The sequence below is a fragment of the Nonomuraea sp. B1E8 genome, from assembly GCF_039871515.1.
Classification (GTDB): Bacteria; Actinomycetota; Actinomycetes; order Streptosporangiales; family Streptosporangiaceae; genus Nonomuraea.
The window spans coordinates 104,240-120,352 of the sequence record NZ_JBDPLS010000016.1; the positions used below are offsets into that span (position 1 = coordinate 104,240).

16 protein-coding genes are annotated in these 16,113 nt (G+C 69.3%); 9 read left to right on the plus strand and 7 right to left on the minus strand.

Annotated features, from left to right (window positions below; all coding sequences use genetic code 11):
- Positions 1–62: 62 nt before the first annotated feature.
- Positions 63–803 carry a FadR/GntR family transcriptional regulator gene (locus tag ABGA98_RS38630; protein ID WP_347623412.1) on the plus strand — a complete coding sequence of 247 codons (741 nt, stop codon included), beginning with the start codon at positions 63–65 and terminating at the stop codon, positions 801–803.
- A 527-nt stretch (positions 804–1,330) separates the two neighbouring features.
- On the plus strand, positions 1,331–2,662 hold the full coding sequence (locus ABGA98_RS38635; RefSeq protein WP_347623413.1) for a ricin-type beta-trefoil lectin domain protein: 1,332 nt from the start codon (positions 1,331–1,333) through the stop codon (positions 2,660–2,662).
- 493 nt (positions 2,663–3,155) lie between these two features.
- Here the strand turns inward: ABGA98_RS38635 and ABGA98_RS38640 are convergent, their stop codons facing one another.
- On the minus strand, positions 3,156–4,052 hold the full coding sequence (locus tag ABGA98_RS38640) for a helix-turn-helix transcriptional regulator (protein ID WP_347623414.1): 897 nt from the start codon (positions 4,050–4,052) through the stop codon (positions 3,156–3,158).
- A 54-nt stretch (positions 4,053–4,106) separates the two neighbouring features.
- Here ABGA98_RS38640 and ABGA98_RS38645 point away from each other — a divergent pair, with 54 nt between their 5' ends.
- Both ABGA98_RS38645 and ABGA98_RS38650 read left to right on the plus strand, forming a co-directional pair.
- Entirely contained in the window at positions 4,107–4,271 is a 165-nt protein-coding gene (locus tag ABGA98_RS38645) for a hypothetical protein (protein ID WP_347623415.1), read from the plus strand.
- A gap of 66 nt (positions 4,272–4,337) precedes the next feature.
- On the plus strand, positions 4,338–5,429 hold the full coding sequence (locus ABGA98_RS38650; protein ID WP_347623416.1) for a kelch repeat-containing protein: 1,092 nt from the start codon (positions 4,338–4,340) through the stop codon (positions 5,427–5,429).
- 126 nt (positions 5,430–5,555) lie between these two features.
- Here the strand turns inward: ABGA98_RS38650 and ABGA98_RS38655 are convergent, their stop codons facing one another.
- A complete protein-coding gene (locus ABGA98_RS38655; RefSeq protein WP_347623417.1) occupies positions 5,556–5,711 on the minus strand; it encodes a hypothetical protein in 156 nt (51 codons plus the stop codon).
- Between the two features lie 121 nt (positions 5,712–5,832).
- Between ABGA98_RS38655 and ABGA98_RS38660 the strand changes: the two genes are divergently transcribed.
- Positions 5,833–5,985 carry a hypothetical protein gene (locus ABGA98_RS38660; RefSeq protein ID WP_347623418.1) on the plus strand — a complete coding sequence of 51 codons (153 nt, stop codon included), beginning with the start codon at positions 5,833–5,835 and terminating at the stop codon, positions 5,983–5,985.
- Between the two features lie 40 nt (positions 5,986–6,025).
- Here the strand turns inward: ABGA98_RS38660 and ABGA98_RS38665 are convergent, their stop codons facing one another.
- On the minus strand, positions 6,026–6,907 hold the full coding sequence (locus tag ABGA98_RS38665; RefSeq protein WP_347623419.1) for a cation diffusion facilitator family transporter: 882 nt from the start codon (positions 6,905–6,907) through the stop codon (positions 6,026–6,028).
- Positions 6,908–7,139: 232 nt separating this feature from the next.
- Here ABGA98_RS38665 and ABGA98_RS38670 point away from each other — a divergent pair, with 232 nt between their 5' ends.
- Both ABGA98_RS38670 and ABGA98_RS38675 read left to right on the plus strand, forming a co-directional pair.
- Complete coding sequence (locus ABGA98_RS38670) at positions 7,140–7,496, plus strand: metalloregulator ArsR/SmtB family transcription factor (RefSeq protein WP_347623420.1); 357 nt, start codon at positions 7,140–7,142, stop codon at positions 7,494–7,496.
- A 315-nt stretch (positions 7,497–7,811) separates the two neighbouring features.
- The gene (locus ABGA98_RS38675; protein ID WP_347623421.1) at positions 7,812–8,648 is read left to right on the plus strand and encodes an alpha/beta fold hydrolase; all 837 of its coding nucleotides are present in this window, start codon (positions 7,812–7,814) and stop codon (positions 8,646–8,648) included.
- A 27-nt stretch (positions 8,649–8,675) separates the two neighbouring features.
- Here the strand turns inward: ABGA98_RS38675 and ABGA98_RS38680 are convergent, their stop codons facing one another.
- On the minus strand, positions 8,676–9,689 hold the full coding sequence (locus ABGA98_RS38680; RefSeq protein ID WP_347623422.1) for a hypothetical protein: 1,014 nt from the start codon (positions 9,687–9,689) through the stop codon (positions 8,676–8,678).
- A 220-nt stretch (positions 9,690–9,909) separates the two neighbouring features.
- On the opposite strand from ABGA98_RS38680, the gene ABGA98_RS38685 reads away from it, so the two are divergent.
- Positions 9,910–10,812: a LysR family transcriptional regulator gene (locus ABGA98_RS38685; RefSeq protein WP_347623423.1), complete on the plus strand. Its 903-nt coding sequence runs from the start codon at positions 9,910–9,912 to the stop codon at positions 10,810–10,812.
- Positions 10,813–11,125: 313 nt separating this feature from the next.
- On the opposite strand, the gene ABGA98_RS38690 is transcribed toward ABGA98_RS38685, so the two are convergent.
- Positions 11,126–12,094, minus strand: coding sequence for a VOC family protein (locus ABGA98_RS38690; protein ID WP_347623424.1), 969 nt, complete (start codon positions 12,092–12,094; stop codon positions 11,126–11,128).
- A gap of 226 nt (positions 12,095–12,320) precedes the next feature.
- Here ABGA98_RS38690 and ABGA98_RS38695 point away from each other — a divergent pair, with 226 nt between their 5' ends.
- Positions 12,321–12,761, plus strand: a complete 441-nt coding sequence (locus ABGA98_RS38695; RefSeq protein WP_347623425.1) for a nuclear transport factor 2 family protein — start codon at positions 12,321–12,323, stop codon at positions 12,759–12,761.
- Here the strand turns inward: ABGA98_RS38695 and ABGA98_RS38700 are convergent.
- Both ABGA98_RS38700 and ABGA98_RS38705 read right to left on the minus strand, forming a co-directional pair.
- Positions 12,748–13,311: a TetR/AcrR family transcriptional regulator gene (locus ABGA98_RS38700; protein WP_347623426.1), complete on the minus strand. Its 564-nt coding sequence runs from the start codon at positions 13,309–13,311 to the stop codon at positions 12,748–12,750. The two genes, ABGA98_RS38695 and ABGA98_RS38700, sit on opposite strands and share 14 nt — an antisense overlap.
- A gap of 470 nt (positions 13,312–13,781) precedes the next feature.
- A complete protein-coding gene (locus tag ABGA98_RS38705) occupies positions 13,782–16,025 on the minus strand; it encodes a hypothetical protein (protein ID WP_347623427.1) in 2,244 nt (747 codons plus the stop codon).
- Positions 16,026–16,113 lie beyond the last annotated feature (88 nt).

Here is a 16,113-nt window from a genome sequence, read left to right on the forward strand (position 1 = left end):
TGTGGCGGAAAGGATCGGCTCATCAGTCATACTTTTGCAGGGAATGGCAAGGAGGAAGTACGGTGACCGACACCCCTCGCGAGAGCGGATACCGGCCGGGTTACGAGGTAGCCGCTGAGCAGGTGCTGGAATTGATCGTCGAGCTCGGTCTGCGTCCGGGCGACCGCATGCCGACCGAGAACGAGCTGGCCCGGCAACTGGGCACCAGCCGCACCGTGGTGCGCGAGGCGGTGAAGATACTCTCCGCGCTCGGCCGGGTACGCGCCCAGAAGGGCCGCGGCCTGTACGTGGCCGACGACGAGGGGATGTTGGGCACCGGGCGCTGGGGCTCCTTCTTCCTCCCGACCGACCTCGACCACGTCTACATGCTGTTCGAGTTCCGCCGGGCGCAGGAGATGGAGACCAGCCGGCTGGCCGCCCGCCGCGCCACCCCTGCCGAGCTGAGGGCCATCGAAGAAGGGGCCGGCCTGTGCCGCCACGGCTTCGAGACCGGACGCGAGGAACTGTTCAACGAGGGCGACGACGCCTTCCACACCGCCATCGCCACGGCCTCGCACAACATGTTCCTCCAGGTCGCCGTGCGGGAGGCCCGTAGGCTGCAGGCGCAGTCGAGCCTCATCGGCCTGCGCGGCTCGGTGGGCGGGCACGCCGCCAAGGCCGTCGAGGAGCACGACGCCATCTACCAGGCCATCCGCGCCGGCGACCCGGAAGCGGCTGCCCAGTCCGCGGCCACGCACATCGACAACACCCTCGACGACTACCGCAGGGAGATCCAGCAGCGCCTCTTCTTCTCCTCCCACTGATCCGCCCGTCTCCTACCGGTTCGGCCTTCGCGCATCCGACGGGACATGGCCAGGCGAGCCGAAGCGACCGGGCGAGGCGAGCTCCAGCCCGCCGGCCGGCTCATCCGCCCCCGGACACTCGGAACGATCTGAAAGTTTCATCGCGACAGATCAGCGGTGGACGTGGCCGCTTGTCCTGGTCAGGCGGAGGAGCGAACGGGACCTCTCGGGCGAGAGCCCGCAACGTCGAGCGTGCCGGCCCTTGACAGGTCTCGTCACGGCCATATTTGCTCCTCTACGCCATCCCCATCAGCCGCCCGGAAGAACAGGAGAACCGATTACGGCGGCATTTGGTTAACGCTAACATCACGAAACCCGGCCCATCGCCGAACGCGCGGCGGTTCCCGATCGGCGGAAAATGGCGCGCCGGGTCGGTTCGGTGTCCCCGAACAAGAGAGCAGAAACTCCGGCCGCCGACGCCCTCAGGGTGGCGGCAGTGGCTTCCCATTCACGTGTGTCACCACGAGAACAGCAAAGGAGTGTGCGCGATGTCGAGGCTCAGGTTCCTCTTCACAGCTATCGCGTCGGCGGCACTGCTCGTCGTTCCGGCCACGGGGCAGACGGCGCTGGGCGACAGCGCGACCCCGTCGGCCGCGAAACAGAGCGCCCTCGCACCCACCGCGGGATGCGGCAGAACCCCGACACTGACCAGCGGCACTCATCCGATTACCACGAGCGGTAAGAATCGCAACTTCATCCTGAGGATTCCAGACAACTACACCAACACAACCCCCTACCGGTTGATCTTTGGATTCCACTGGAACGGCGGCACCGCCAACGATGTCGACTCGGGCGGAACCAGTGGCTATCCGTGGTCCTACTACGGGCTCAGAGCGTTGTCGAACAACACCGCGATCTTCGTCGCGCCCCAGGGCCTGAACAACGGCTGGGCCAACTCGGGCGGTGAGGACGTCACCTTCGTCGACGACATGATCCGGAAGATCGAGGCCGACCTCTGTGTGGACACCTCACAACGCTTCGCCCTGGGCTTCAGCTACGGCGGCGGCATGAGCTACGCGCTCGCATGCGCCCGGGCGACGGTCTTCCGCGCGGTGGCGGTTTACGCCGGCGCGCAGCTCAGCGGGTGCAGTGGCGGGACGGAGCCCGTCGCGTACATCGGACTGCACGGCCTCAGGGATCCGGTGCTCAACATCTCCGCGGGCCGGTCGCTACGTGACAGGTTCGTCAGGAACAACGGTTGCACGCCCCAGAACCCGCCGGAGCCCGCACAGGGCAGCCTGACGCACATCGTCACCTATTACTCGGGATGCCGGACGGGGTATCCGGTCGCGTGGGCGGCGTTCGACGCGGGCCACACCCCCGGCCCCGTGGATGGGAGGCCTGGCGACTTCGAACCCGGCGAGAATTCCTGGACCAGACCAGTGGTCTGGGATTTCTTCACGCAGCTGGGAGGCGGCGATCCGAATCCGCCGGACACGAGCGCGCTGCGGGGTGCAGGGTCGGGCCGGTGCCTGGACGTCGACGGCGCCTCGCAGGCCAACGGCGCTCCGGCGCAGATCTGGGACTGCAACGGGCAGCCCAACCAGCAGTGGACCTCCACCGGTGCGGGTGAGCTGCGCGTCTACGGCGGCAAGTGCCTGGACGTGAACGGGGCCGGGACGGCGGACGGCACCGCGGTGATCATCTGGGACTGCAACGGCCAGAACAACCAGCAGTGGCGGCTCAACGACGACGGCAGCATCACCGCCGTCGGGGCGAACAAGTGCCTCGACGTCAGCGGCGCCGGCACCGCCAACGGCACCAGGCTGCAGATCTGGAGCTGCCACGGCGGCGCCAACCAGAAGTGGACCCGCGCCTGACAACCCGTGACGGCCACGCGCCATCGCCGCACGCGGGCGAGGCTTCCGGCGGCGACTGCCGCGCGGCCGTACCACGGCGGCGTTCCCGCCGCTGAGGGCCGCCGCGTCGAGCGCGGCCAGCAGATTCTTGTCCCCGGCGTACGGATTCCACCGGCGGGCGTTGGCGTAGAACCAGGCCAGCGTGAAGACGTGCTCCTGCACGCGGGCGTTGAACGCCGCCGCCGGCGTGCGCCACCAGCCACCGGCGAAGAAGCCGCTGTCGTCCATGTCGTTGACCATGGGTGCGAGAGTGACAAGATACGGCGCGAAGCGCTGCTCGTGGGGGGCGAACAAGGCGCGGTCCAGGGGCGGCGGCGGTGCCAGATCGGGAACCTCGGCGGACGCGGTGCGACCGACGGGGCACGCGACCGCGACCCCGTGAACCCCGGCGGACACCGTCAGCAGGATCCAACCGAACGGGTATTCCGGCCGCCACGTGCGCCGCGGCCGCCGATTATCCGGTCGGCGTGTCCACGCCCACATCAGGACCGCTGAGGCTCGCTTCCGTCGCGTCGAGGCTCATGTCCTGGGTGCCTATGACGGACAGCAACTCCAGCTGGGCCGCACCCTGGCTGCCGGGCGGCGCGGTGAACCACAGCAGGCGCTGGCGGCCGTCCTCGCTGAACAGGCTGTGGCAGTCCACCTCGATGATCCCCAGCGCCGGGTGGACCAGGCGTTTGTGGTCCGCCCGGCGCAGCGCCACGTCGTGGGCGTCCCACAGGGCGGCGAACTCGGCGCTGCGCCGCCGCAGCGCGGCCACCATCCGCACCACGTGGGCGTCGCGGCCGCGCCGGGCAGCGACCGCCCGCAGGTCGGACACGAAGACCCGGGAATGGTGCGGGTGCTCGTCCGGCGGGTAGAGCGCGCGGGCGGCGGGGTCGGTGAACCAGCGGTAGACATAGCTGGCCTCCGGGCCGCGCCTCATCGGGTGCCGGCCGATCAGCGCGGCGGCCAGGGCGTTCTGCACCAGGGTCTCGTGCAGGTCAGTGATGATCATCGCGGGCGTCGTGGCCAGCCGGTCCAGCATGGCCAGCATGGCAGGCTGGACGTGCGCGGTCGGGCCGTGCGCAGCCGGGACAGGCCGGCCAGCGAGATGGAACAGGTGATCGCGCTCGTCGCCCTCCAGCCGCAGCGCGCGGGCGAGCGCGGCCAGCGTCTGGGCCGACGGCTGGGCGCCGCGCCCGCGCTCCAGCTCGGTGTAGTAGTCCGCCGACAAGCTCGCGAGCTGCGCGACCTCCTCCCGGCGCAGCCCGGGCACCCGGCGCCGAGGGCCGGCGGGCAGGCCGACGTCGGCCGGCCGGACGCGGGCGCGGCGAGTCTTCAGGAACGCGGCGAGTTCGCGGAGGTTCACCTCTCCATCGTCACCCCTGGCGGCCGGTCGCAGCCAGGGGATGACAACCCCTGGGTGAACTCAGCCCTGGCCGGCGGGCGGGCTTCAGGCGAGCGTGAACGGGACCCCGCCTCCACGGGCCAGTGGACGGGAACCCGCCACCCACCCCAGGAGGCCGCCAAGGCGCACGAGGTCATCGCCGGTGGGGCGGTCACCGGCAAGCTCGTGCCCGTGCCCTGATGACGGCCGCCCCCCTCTACTCCCTGGACCACCGAAGACCCCGTACTTACGAAGGCAAGGAGAATCATGAGACGCGGTATCGCCCTACTCCTCGGCGCGGTCCTGGCGGCGGGCCCCAGCCTGCCCGCGCACGCGCACCCCAGCCACCCGACGCCCACGACACCCGGCGCGACGCCCGCGGCGGCCGAACCGACCTATGGGAAGGGGTGGCAGCCGCGGGCGGCGATCGGCGGCGGGCCCCGCCAGGAGCACAGCGTCGCCGCGATCGGCCACCGGGTCTACGTCATCGGCGGCATCGTCCCTGACCCGGCCGGCGGTGTCGTCACCACCGGGCGGACAGAGGTCTACGACACCCGGCGCGACACCTGGTCGGAGGCGGCCCCGCTGCCCGTCGCGATGAACCATCCCAACGTGGCGACGGTCGATGGCCGGATCTACGTGCTCGGCGGGCTGTCCGGCGGCGCGTCGTGGCAGGCCCTGCGTGACAGCTTCGTGTACGACCCGCGTACCGACCGGTGGACGCCGTTGCCGCCGATGCCCGCCGGCATGGAGCGAGGGAGCGCCGCGATGGGCGTACGCGGGACGAAGATCTATCTCGCGGGCGGCATGCGCACGCTGACGCCCGGCCCCGGCGGCCTGCAGGACACGGTGGACCTCGTATCGTCGTACGACGTCGTGACCGGCCGGTGGGAGACCCTCCCGAGCCTGCCCCAGGCGCGCGACCACGTCGGCGGCGCCATCGTCGGCGCGACCTTCTACGTGCTCGGCGGACGCGACCGGGGGCAGGTCAACGTGCGCGACACCGTGTACGCGCTCGACCTGCGCAAGCGCCGCTGGTCGGAGCGGGCGCCGATGCCGACGGCCCGGGGCGGGATCGCCGCCGCGGCCGTGGGCGGCAAGATCTACACGTTCGGCGGCGAGGGACGGCACGACGGGACGAACCCGAACACGGTCTTCGCCGAGGCCGAGGCGTACGACACGGCGCGCGACCGCTGGGTGCGCCTGGCGCCGATGCCGGTGCCCCGGCACGGGACCGCCGCCGTCGCGGTGGGCGGCACCGTCTACATCCCCGGCGGCGGCACCGCGGGCGGCGCGGCCCCCGTGGACGTCAACGACGCCTACCGGCCGGCGGCCGTCGGGCGTCAGGCGGCCTCGTAACCGGAAAGAGCGGCCCGGCGGCCCGCGTGCTCCCGATGGCGCTCGTCCCAGAGTGAGCACCGGGCGTACGGAGGCGTCGGCGGTCGCGGCGACGTGCGCATCCCGCTGCGGGCCTGACCCGACACATCAGCGACCGGCCCCGTGATCGCCGTATCCACACGGCGGTACGGGGCCCAGTTCCTGCTTGACCTCCTGCAGTTCTGCCTGAGTCTGCGCTTCGGCCGGGGATGGCTCGTTCTCGTGCATGGCGTTGACCACGACCGCGATGAAGAGGTTCAGCAAAACACGGAGGGGATGGTGGTGGCGTCCGTGTGAACGGACCCGAGCAGGCCGATCACGTACAGCTTCCGCGCGGGCAGCGATGCCTGGCCCGTGACCGACGGCAATGCCGGAGTTGGGGGCGATGAGCGTGGCGCTCGGCCTGCTGGCCATCCTCCCGCTCACGTTGGCTACCGGCTACTTCGTCGCGCAGGAGTTCGCCTACGTGGTTCTGCTTGTGAGAGTTGACCGCAGTTGCTCGCCGGGTGCGACCGCGGCCCTGCCGTTACGGTTCTGACGCATCCGGCTGAAGCGGGGTCAGAACGCCAGCAGAGAGGCTAGCGGTGGGCGAGCAAAACGGCGTGATGCTCGTCGGCGGCCGGACCGTCGGGATCGGCGTGCACGGTCGCCGCCCGCAACCGTGGCAGGTCGTGGATCAGCCGATGCTCGGCCTCCACCGCCACCGCGTGCGCCTGCAACAGCGACACATCATCCCGGACCACGATGTCCACCTCGGCCCGCAGCACGTGACCGACCCAGCGCAGCCGTACCGAACCGACGCGTTCGACACCCGCGACCCCGGCCAAGATCTGCTCCGCCTGGACGACCAGCTTCGGATCGACCGCGTCCATCAGCCGGTGATAGATCTCACGAGCCGCGTCGCGCAGCACGAAACAGATCGCCACGGTGATCAGCAGGCCCACGATCGGGTCGGCCAGCGGGAAGCCAAGCGCGGCGCCACCCGCGCCGAGCAACACCGCCAGCGAGGTGAAACCGTCGGTGCGGGCATGAAGGCCATCAGCCACCAGCGCGGCCGAACCGATCTCCCGTCCGACCCTGATCCGATAGCGGGCCACCCACTCATTGCCCAGGAAACCGACCACCCCGGCCGCGGCCACCAAGCCGAGCGCCTGCATATCCTCCGGCTGGATCAACCGCTTGACCGCCTCATAACCGGCCAGCGCAGCCGAAGCGGCGATCAGCGCCACGATCACCACCCCGGCCAGATCCTCCGCCCGGCCGTACCCGTAGGTGAACCGGCGCGTAGCCGCCCGCCGCCCGAGCGAGAAGGCGATCGCCAGCGGCACCGCCGTCAACGCATCAGCGAAGTTGTGCAGCGTGTCGCCGAGCAGCGCCACCGACCCCGACACCGCCACGATCGCCGACTGCACGACCGCGGTGACCACCAGGACGGCGAACGAGATCGCCAGCACCCGCATCCCCCGGCTGCTGGACTCCAACGCCGTGTCGGTCTTGTCCGCGCTGTCGTGACTGTGCGGGGTGACAACATGCCGGGCCCTGGCCAGCAGCCGCCTGAGCCCGCCACCCCACTCCCCGCCATGCCCATGCCCGTGTCCGTGGTTCTGCTCATGCCCGTGCTGGGGGGAATCGTGATGCGCCATTTGCGTGCCTCGCTTGCCCTCGACCCGTTTCGCCGGATTATATGTAGTCATGTACGCACGCGACAACGGATCAGGTGCAAGCCCTGCGCAGGAACAACCCACCGGCGCGCAGGTGGAAGCCGCGGTGGAGGCCTTCCGCATGCTCAGCGACGCCACCCGGCTGCGGCTGATGTGGCTGCTGTCGGTCGACGAGTTCGACGTCGGCTCACTGGCCGGCGCCATCGGCGTGGCCAGACCCTCGGTCTCCCAGCACCTGGCCAAACTCCGGCTGGCCGGGCTCGTACAGACCCGGCGAGAGGGCCGCCGCGTGCTGTACCGGGCCCGCGACGCACACGTTCGGGCCCTGATCGGCGAGGCTCTCTTCCACGCCGACCACGAGGTCTCCGGCATCCCCCGCCACGACTGACAACCCCTGCCCGCCGCCCACCGCGCTAGCGAACCCATACACCACGTCAGCCCGTTGACGATCTCCGCAGTTCACGAGTGGTTGTTGGCGCCAGTCAGGGCCGTGCCCCGATCCCGGCGCGAGCTTCGCGGCCGAGCTTCTTTTCCCGCTGACGCCGACCCGAGGCCCGCACGATCGATGCAGTATGGATCATGAGGCCGCTCCGCCCGGCGCCGACGATCTCGCGGAGATCGCCATCGCCGACGCGGTCATCGAGGCCGTCGTTCACCCGATCCCCCACGAGCCTTGACACAGGCATCATCCCAGGGAGCATCCATGTCCACGCTGGTGTTGGTTCACGGTTTCTGGCACGGCTCCTGGTGCTGGAGCGAAGTCATCCCCCATGTGGTGGCCGCCGGGCGGCCTGCCGTCGCGGTGGACATGGCGGGGCACGGCCTGTATGCCCGCCGTCCTCGATGGTTCACCGAACAGCCGTACGACCGCGAGGCGGTCAGCACCGAGGTCTCGCCGGTGGCGGACGTGAGCCTCGACGACGCGGCCGCCTTACTGACCGCGCAGATCAGGCGGATCGGCGGTGGCGAGCCGGTGACGGTGGTCGCCCACAGCGCGGCCGGCCCGGTACTGACGCGAACGGCCCAGCAGACACCCGAACTGGTGGCGCACGCGGTGTACCTCACCGCGTACATGCCCGCATCAGGCGTGCCCGCGGCGGCGTACACGCAGATTCCGGAAGCCGCCGATGACCGGGTCGCGCCGTTGCTGCAGGGCGACCCGGCCCGGACAGGCGCGCTGCGGCTCGACTTCGCCACGGACGACGCAGACTACCGGCAGCGGCTTCACGAGGCGTTCTACGGTGACGTGGACCCGGTCCTCGCCAACGCCGCCACCGGCCTGCTGACGCCCGACGGCCCGATCGGCATCATGCTGGGTACCACCACCCTGACCCACGACGGCTGGGGATCGGTGCCGCGCACGTACATCGTCTGCACGCGGGACATGGCCATCCGGCCAGGCGTGCAGGCGACGTTCATCTCCGAGGCCGACACGGCGTTCCCCGACAACCCCACCTCCGTCGTCGCCCTCGACGCCTCCCACTCGCCATTCCTCTCCATGCCCGGCGAGCTGGCCGACGTCATCATCCCGCTCGGCTGACAGGATGCCGTACCTCAACGCGCGCTCTCAGGACTCCATGTGGGACTGGAACCACTGCAGCATCGGTTGCGGGCGCTTCTGGAACTCCAGGTAGCCGTCAAAGCGGCGGTTGGTACCGCGGATCCACTGGAGTTTCTTGTCGGCGACCGGAATGTTGTCGAACATCGTCTGTACGTCGCTCGGGTGGGTCAGCGTGTCGTCGTGCACCTGGTAGAGGAACGTCGGGACCCGGACCCCCTTGGCCCACTGCTGTGGCTGCCGCGCCGCGAACGGGATGCCGGTGCGCAACACCACCAGCCTTTCCAGCTCGCCGATGCGGTCGGCGGGCACGCCCGCCATGACCAGCCGCCGCGCCATGATGACCTCCATGGTGACCGGCTGCGGCCCCACCAGGCAGCGCACGCCGTCGAACGCCCGCGGGTCCCTGGTCATCGCGTGAAACGTGGAACTGCAACCCAGGCAGCGGCTGAACAGGCCGATCCGCATGCCTCGCGTGTCCCGGCGTTCGCGTGCGTACCGCAGCGAGCCGAGGACGTCACGCGACTCGAAGATCCCGCTGGAGGCGATGCCGCCGTTGGCGGCTCCGCTGAGGCCGTAGTTGCGCAGGTCGTAGGCGAGCACGTTGTACCCGGCGTCGTGCAGGATCTTGTAGTCGGGTACGAGGTCCACCTCGATGTCGTTGCCGCTGGAACTCCAGATCGACTTCCACGGTTCCAGATGGCCGGGCAGCCCGGCCCGGCTGAACCCCATCGGATGATTGGCGATGATCAGCTTGTCGGAACCCCGAGCAGGGATGAACCAGCCTTCGATGGGCACGCCGTCAACCGCCTGGAAAGTGACGTCCTCGTAGTCGAGCCCCTGCTCCCCGGGCGAATGCATGATCGGCGAGCGGAGTTGCTGGCCGAACGCGTCGGCCATCTGCTGCAGGATCTCGTCCTCGTCGGGGGCCGTCGACGCGGCCCTTGCCGTACCCGCCAGGAGCGGGACGGCTGACAATCCGGCCGCCGTTGCCAGCACAGCGCGGCGAGTCGCTTCAGACATGTGGCTCTCGATTCTTTCTGTGGGTAAAGGCGGGATTGAGCGCCAATAAGCTCGCGGACGACAGCGAAACCGATGAATGCAGCCGCGCAGTGACGAAACCCCGCACGAATTCGGGCTGTCTCCATCGTCGGAAGGCCGGCGCGCGAAGTCCAAAGCCTGCGCGGCATCCTCATTCGTTCGAGGCATCACCCGACGTCAACCACGGGGCTATGCTGCAGACATGGCCGAATCAGCGCCGGACCTGGACCTACGATTAGTGCGCTATTTCACGGTCGTCGCCGAGCACCGGCACTTCGGCCGGGCCGCCGAAGCCCTGCACATCACCCAGCCCTCCCTGAGCCGCCAGATCCGCGGCCTGGAGCGGCAGCTCGGCGCCCCCCTGCTGGACCGCACCCCGCGCGGCACCCGGTTGACCGAAGCGGGCGAGGTGTTCCTGCCCCGTGCCAAGGCGTTGCTGCGATCATCGGCGCAGGCGGTGGCCGCCACTCGCGCCGCGGCCCACCCCAGCAGGATCCTGGTCGGGCACACCCTGAACGTGCCTGTCATGCCCGCTGTGCACGAACTGCGTCATCGGCGTCCCGACGCCGACGTACGCGTGGTGCGGCTGGCCTGGAACGAACCGCGCGCCGCGCTGCTCGAGCGCCGGGTGGACGCGGTGGTGTGCCGGCTGCCGGTCCGTGACGACGGGCTCCGCGTGACGATTCTCTACGACGAGCCGCGGGTCCTTCTCGTCGCCCGCGATCACCACTTGGCCGGCAAGGAGCAGGTGACCCTCGACGACATCGGTGACGAAGCCCTGCCCCGCCTGCCCGACACGACCTGGAACGCCTACTGGCGGATCGACCCGCGACCGGACGGCAGTCTCGCGCCGGACGGCCCGCTCGTCGAGGCGCCTGAAGAGAAGTTCGAAATCGTCGCGGCCGGGCAGGCCGTGGCCATCGTCTCGGCCGGCCTACGCGCGGAGACCCTCCACCCCGGCCTCACCAGCATCCCCTTGGAGGGAGTGAAGCCGGGCCAGGTCGCCCTCGCCACCCGAGCAGGCGATGACAACCCCCTGCTCGCGCCCTTCCTCGAGGCCGCCCTGCTTCGCCTCACAGGCAGTCAGCAGCCGGCGAAGATGTGAAACGGCCCGACGAACGGGCCGCGTCGAGCGGGTCGCTCACCTGGCGCCGGCGCAGTCCGGGTTCACTGGAAGGAAGGTGTGCCGCCACGGGCGGCCCTGGAACCGCAACAATAGCCGTTGAGCTGCGCTCACCATCCGTTTGACGCGCCTCCGGTGGGGCCCCTCCACCTGGCCGCGGACATCCTGCTGACCCAGCGCCCGCACCACGTCGCGCGCCCGCAGCGGCTTGTCGGAGGTGATCGTTTCCCGGGCTGCGCCATCGGCGTATGCCTCATCGGGCCCAAGAGGGGCAGGTCAGGAGACATCGCTCTTCCTATGCCTCCTCGATGGGAGGCATGGGGAGTCCCCCTGGGTGCCAGGTCTGCAGAAACGCGGCTTGCTGCCCCTGATCGACGAGTTCGATGTCCGCCCCGATGGAGTCAAGGCGATGGTAGGCGAACTGACGGCCGTAGGGGCAGCCGGAGAAGGATTCAGGGAAGCCGGCGGTAGCGAGTCTCTCCGATCCGGCGACTACGTCGGATGTCCAGAAGCCGAGGTGGTGGAAGCGAGGTCTGCTGGTGTCGCCCCATGGGCCGCCGGGCACGGCCTGGATGAGTTCGATGAAGGCAGGACCGTCGGTGGAGAAGACGATGCGGTAGTCCCAGTCTCCGATGCGTCCGTCGCGGGGTTCGCGCCAGGTGACCGCGGCGGCGCTGGACAGATCCCTCATCGCTGCCTGTAGATCAGGAACGGTGAAGCAGACGTGGTAATAGGCTGACATCGCGTTCTCAATGCTCCTGGTCGAAGAAGGCGAAGACGCAGCAGCCATACCCGTTCCCGATCGCGCACGCAAATCGCTGGCCGAGGCCAACCAGCCAGGCAGTCGGCACCGTCGTTCGTGGCCAGTCGAAAACCATTGCTGATGGCCACTCAGGTCATTCGCTCGGCCAGTCGCTGGGCGGCGGCGATTCTGGATGACAAAGTGATCGTTGTCCACGTAAGGGAGCGCGTCTTCTTCGGGTGAGTCGGTGATGGATCTCGCATCACCGATGCTATTGCGCGACACCGCCTTCGCCGCCCTGTACGCCCACATCACCGGCACGCCCTGGCAGATCCACAGCGCACAGAGGACCCGCGTGCCCTTCCTGCAACTGGATCCCCTGCCCACGATCGAGGCCGCGGTGAACGGCAGGGCATCGGTGGCGGCCAGCAGGTCACCATCCACCTGGGCGTCCTGGAGTCGTTCCAGATCGGCGGCATCGAGATCCGCAACCTGCCGGTGCAGTGCACGACGCGCAGCCACCGCCCGGCGGAGCCCAGCCTGAGGGCATCATCGGCACGACGCTCCATGGAAAAGCCGACGCTCATCTGCCGGCGGCAGGTCCCACGAGCCGCAACGGCGACAGGGCGAGCCGGTCGGGCCGCCGAGCGGCGATGCTGCCGTCGTGATAGGGCCTCGCGCCTTCCCTGGGCTGCGCGGAGATATATTAATTGCCATGTTCTAGAATATTTCGACTAAGGAGGATGACATGGCCACGGCATCTGATGTCGTCAAGCGGTTCTATGCCGCCGCCCAGGTAGCCGACGGCGCCGCGATCGTGGGGTTGCTGCATCGAGACTTCCAGGCTCACACCGCGCCGGGCATGCCGTGCGGGGCCGGGGGCACGTTTCACGGGCCACAGACGGCTCTGGCCCAGGTATGGGGCGCGGTCTTCGCCGACTACGACACCGCCCCGTACGACGAGACCTGGCACCAGACCACCGACGGGATCGTCGTCGTCACCGGGCACTACCGGGGTAGCGCACGCACCACCGGACGTGCGTATGAGGCCGAGTTCGTCCACATGTGGCAGGTCACTGACGGTCAGATCTCCTGGTTGCACCAGTACACCGACACCGCGCGCTGGCATCAAGCACTCGCCCCCGTGGGCGGCAGAGGGCCTGAAGACGCGGGCCTTACGGCGATGTGAGTACGGCACGACAGACGGACACGATCAGCTCATCGACCAAGGGCGGCGGTGATCGCCGCTCCAGCAGGTGGCGGCGGACCGCGCCGTAGGGAACGTCGATCACCGCGAAGACCAGGCGATCACGGTCGATTCCGGGATGTGCCGCGGCAAAGGCGTCCAGGGCGGCAGGCAGCCTGGCATTGCACTGGTCCAGTTCCTGGCCGAGTTCGGCGGGCCATCGCGCGGCCAGATCCTGGCGACGGTAGAGGAGGAGCAGCGCCGCCTCAGCAGGTTGTGCGCGACACCAGCGTGGTGTGTGCAGCGCGGCACCCTCGGCGTCTCCGCCCGTCAACGCTGCGACGAACCCGTCCTGGAACCTCTGGGTGGTGCGCAGCCACAAGGTGGCCAGCAGCAGGTCCCGCGAGCCGAAACGGTGATAGAGCGAGCCGGTCGGACCGCCGAGCCGTGCGGCGATGGCAGCCATCGTCACCTTTCCGGGGCCGTCCTCCGCCGCGATGGCCAGGGCCACGTCCAGGATCTGATCTTGTCCGAACTTGGCCGGTCTCCCCATGAAACGCCCCCTCTGGCATAACGTTGTCAGATTCTAGAACATCACCCCTAATATTCGACGTTGAGGATCTCGATCTGGAGTACCGGCGCGCCCGGGCACACCCGGCCTTAGCGTTGGACGCGAGACCAGCACTCCTCACCCGCCACAGTCCTGCGCATGCTCCGCGAGCACGGACAGCCGAGAAGAACGCACCGCCCATGACAAGGAGCCGATCATGAGCGAGCAGACCACACCCCAGGGGATCGCGGGGGTCACCGGGGCGAACAAGGGGACCGGCCGTGCCGTCGCCGAGCAGTTCGCCACCTGATCAACGGTCGGTAACGTCTTACGCCGGTTCACCAAGGTCGCGGGCGATCCAGCCGGGGGTGTAGCGAGCCCGCCAGCGCCTGCCGAAGATTTCATCCATGCACGTCAAGCAGCATGTGAGTATGCGTGGAGTACGCCCCCGGGCCGGTCCCGTCGGCGTATGTTCAGGTCGATGATTCGCTCGGGATCGGTGATCGGGCCCGAGACGGGACGCAGCGGGGCGCCTCGGTACAGGGCTCGGCCGCGGCGCTGACGATGCGGCCGGCTTCCTCCTTGGTGATGAGGCGGGCGGCCACCAGTTCGGCGGACTTCTTGGCGACGTGGGCGATGAGCTGGGGCCCGGTGTACTTCTCGTCCTCGATGAGATCCTCGATCGTGCAGCCGTCGGGGCGGTAGCGGTTGGCCACCCCGGTGTCGCGGCCCTGGATGGTGACCATCGGGGTCAGGTCGGAGCCCTTGCAGGCGTCCGCCGGAGGGGTGTAGCGGAGCAGGCGGGCGCCGCCCTGAACGGAGCCGAGGGCGTCCTTGGTGCCGCTCCGGAACCAGATGTTGCCCGAGCCGTCCTGCGCGCCCCGGTAGAGGCCGGACTCGACGGCGGTCGTGAACGTCTTCGACAGCGGGTCGATGCGGAACACCTTTCCATCGAGGGAGGCGTAGACGTGCTCGTCGGGGTTGACGTGCAGCTCGTCCGAGACGCCGGTGTATCCGGCGGGGAGCTCGACCTGCTCGACCACGCGGGCCGTGGCCGGGTCCATGATGAACACCGTGCCGTCGGCGAGGCCCCAGAGCAGCCCGTCGGAGCCCCTGACCAGCGCGGTGATCGACTTCGCGCCGGGCACCGGCGTGTGCTCCGATCGTTTCTCGCCCGAGGCCAGGTCATAGGTGAACACCTTGGCGTCCGTCGCCTTGGGCGTGGTGCCGCCGCCGCCATGGACCGACGTGCCGCCCCACAGGGTGTTCCCGAGTACGGCCAGCGAGGTGACGCCCTGGTCGGCGACGGGGGCGCGCCGTACCGTGTGCTCGCCTGAAGCCTCGTCGTAGACGGTGAGCGCGCCGCCCCAGAGGCCGTAGTCGGGGGTGCTGCCGATGTAGACCTTGCTCCCGGCGGCGGCGAACGCCACGGGCCGGTTCTGGCCGTCGCCGATCAGGCGGAACAGCTCACGCGGGTTCGTGCCCGTGACGAACGGCCGGGCCGGGTCGTAGTGCATGATCGCGCCGTTGGGATAGGTGCCCAGGTAGAGCTTGCCGTCCTTCCAGAACCACCCGTCGGTCTGCGCGGCCCGGCCGAGCTGGCTCACCTTGCCCGTGGCCGGGTCGAGGACCGCGACGTTGCCGTTGATGTAGAGGTTCGTGTAGATCCGGCCGTCCGGCCCGGCAGTGACATTGTTGATGTCGATGGGCTGGTACGGGAACGGCAGCTTGAAGCGCTGGGACGCGCCGGTACGCGGGTCGTAGGAGAACGCGTCGCCGTTGTAGTTGCCGATCGCCGCATAAAGCGTGCCGTCGACGAAGCCCCAGCCCACCCCGGCACCGCCCGAGGCCACTCCCGGCACCGCTTCCGGCCGGTCGGCGGCCAGGTCGTAGCGCCACAGCTCGGTGCCCGAGGTGAAGTAGACGTAGCCGCCCTCGGCGACCTTGGTCGTGCCGCGCGAGTTCATCGCGAACCCGTCGGCCAGCACCGCCCCCGAGTCGGGATCGAGCACGAGCGCCTGCCCCTTGCTGCGCTTGACGAACAGCTTGCCCGCCACCAGGTTCAGGTCGTACGGATAGCTCGGGTCACCGCGCAGCGCCTCGGGCCAGATGTCCCGCTTCTCCCCGGTGGCCAGGTCCAGCCGGATCAGATGGCCCGCCGAGCCGACGGCCGCCCACAGCAGTTGCCGGTCGGTGTCGACCGCGACGTCCGGCGTGTACTGCTGGCCCTCGACCATCACTCCGAGGTCGCGGAACCCTTCACCCGGGGTGTACGAGAACGCCTTGGCCCCCGGATAGGTCCCCCCGTAGACCTTGCCGTCCTTGCCGGCCTGCAGCCCGTAGGCGTACAACTCCCCCGGCACGACCTGCCCCAGGTCGGTGGCCTGCTCCTGGCCCGGCTTGAAGGAGTACAGGTGGCCGTTGGGGTAGGTCCCGGCATAGACGGTCCCGTCGGCGGCCTGGGTGATGCCCCACCCTCCGGACGAGCCGGGCAACTCCACGGTGTCCCTCAGTTCGCGGGTCACCGGATCGACTTCGGCGACGACCCCTGGGGTACCCATTTGGACGCTGAAAACGGCCGGCCGCCCGTCCTGGCCGGTGCCGAAGTGCCCCTCGAAGACGGTGAGCGCGGTCGACTGGACGCCGAAGTCGGTCACGGTTCCTTGGGCTGGTGAGGCGGCTAAGAGAGTGGACAGCAGGGCGGAGAGGACACGCATGGGTTGCACTCCTGGGAGGTTACGGTCATGAGCGGAACCACTTCTTCTGGGCTGGTATCCGCTTATATCGAGATAACGGACCAGACCG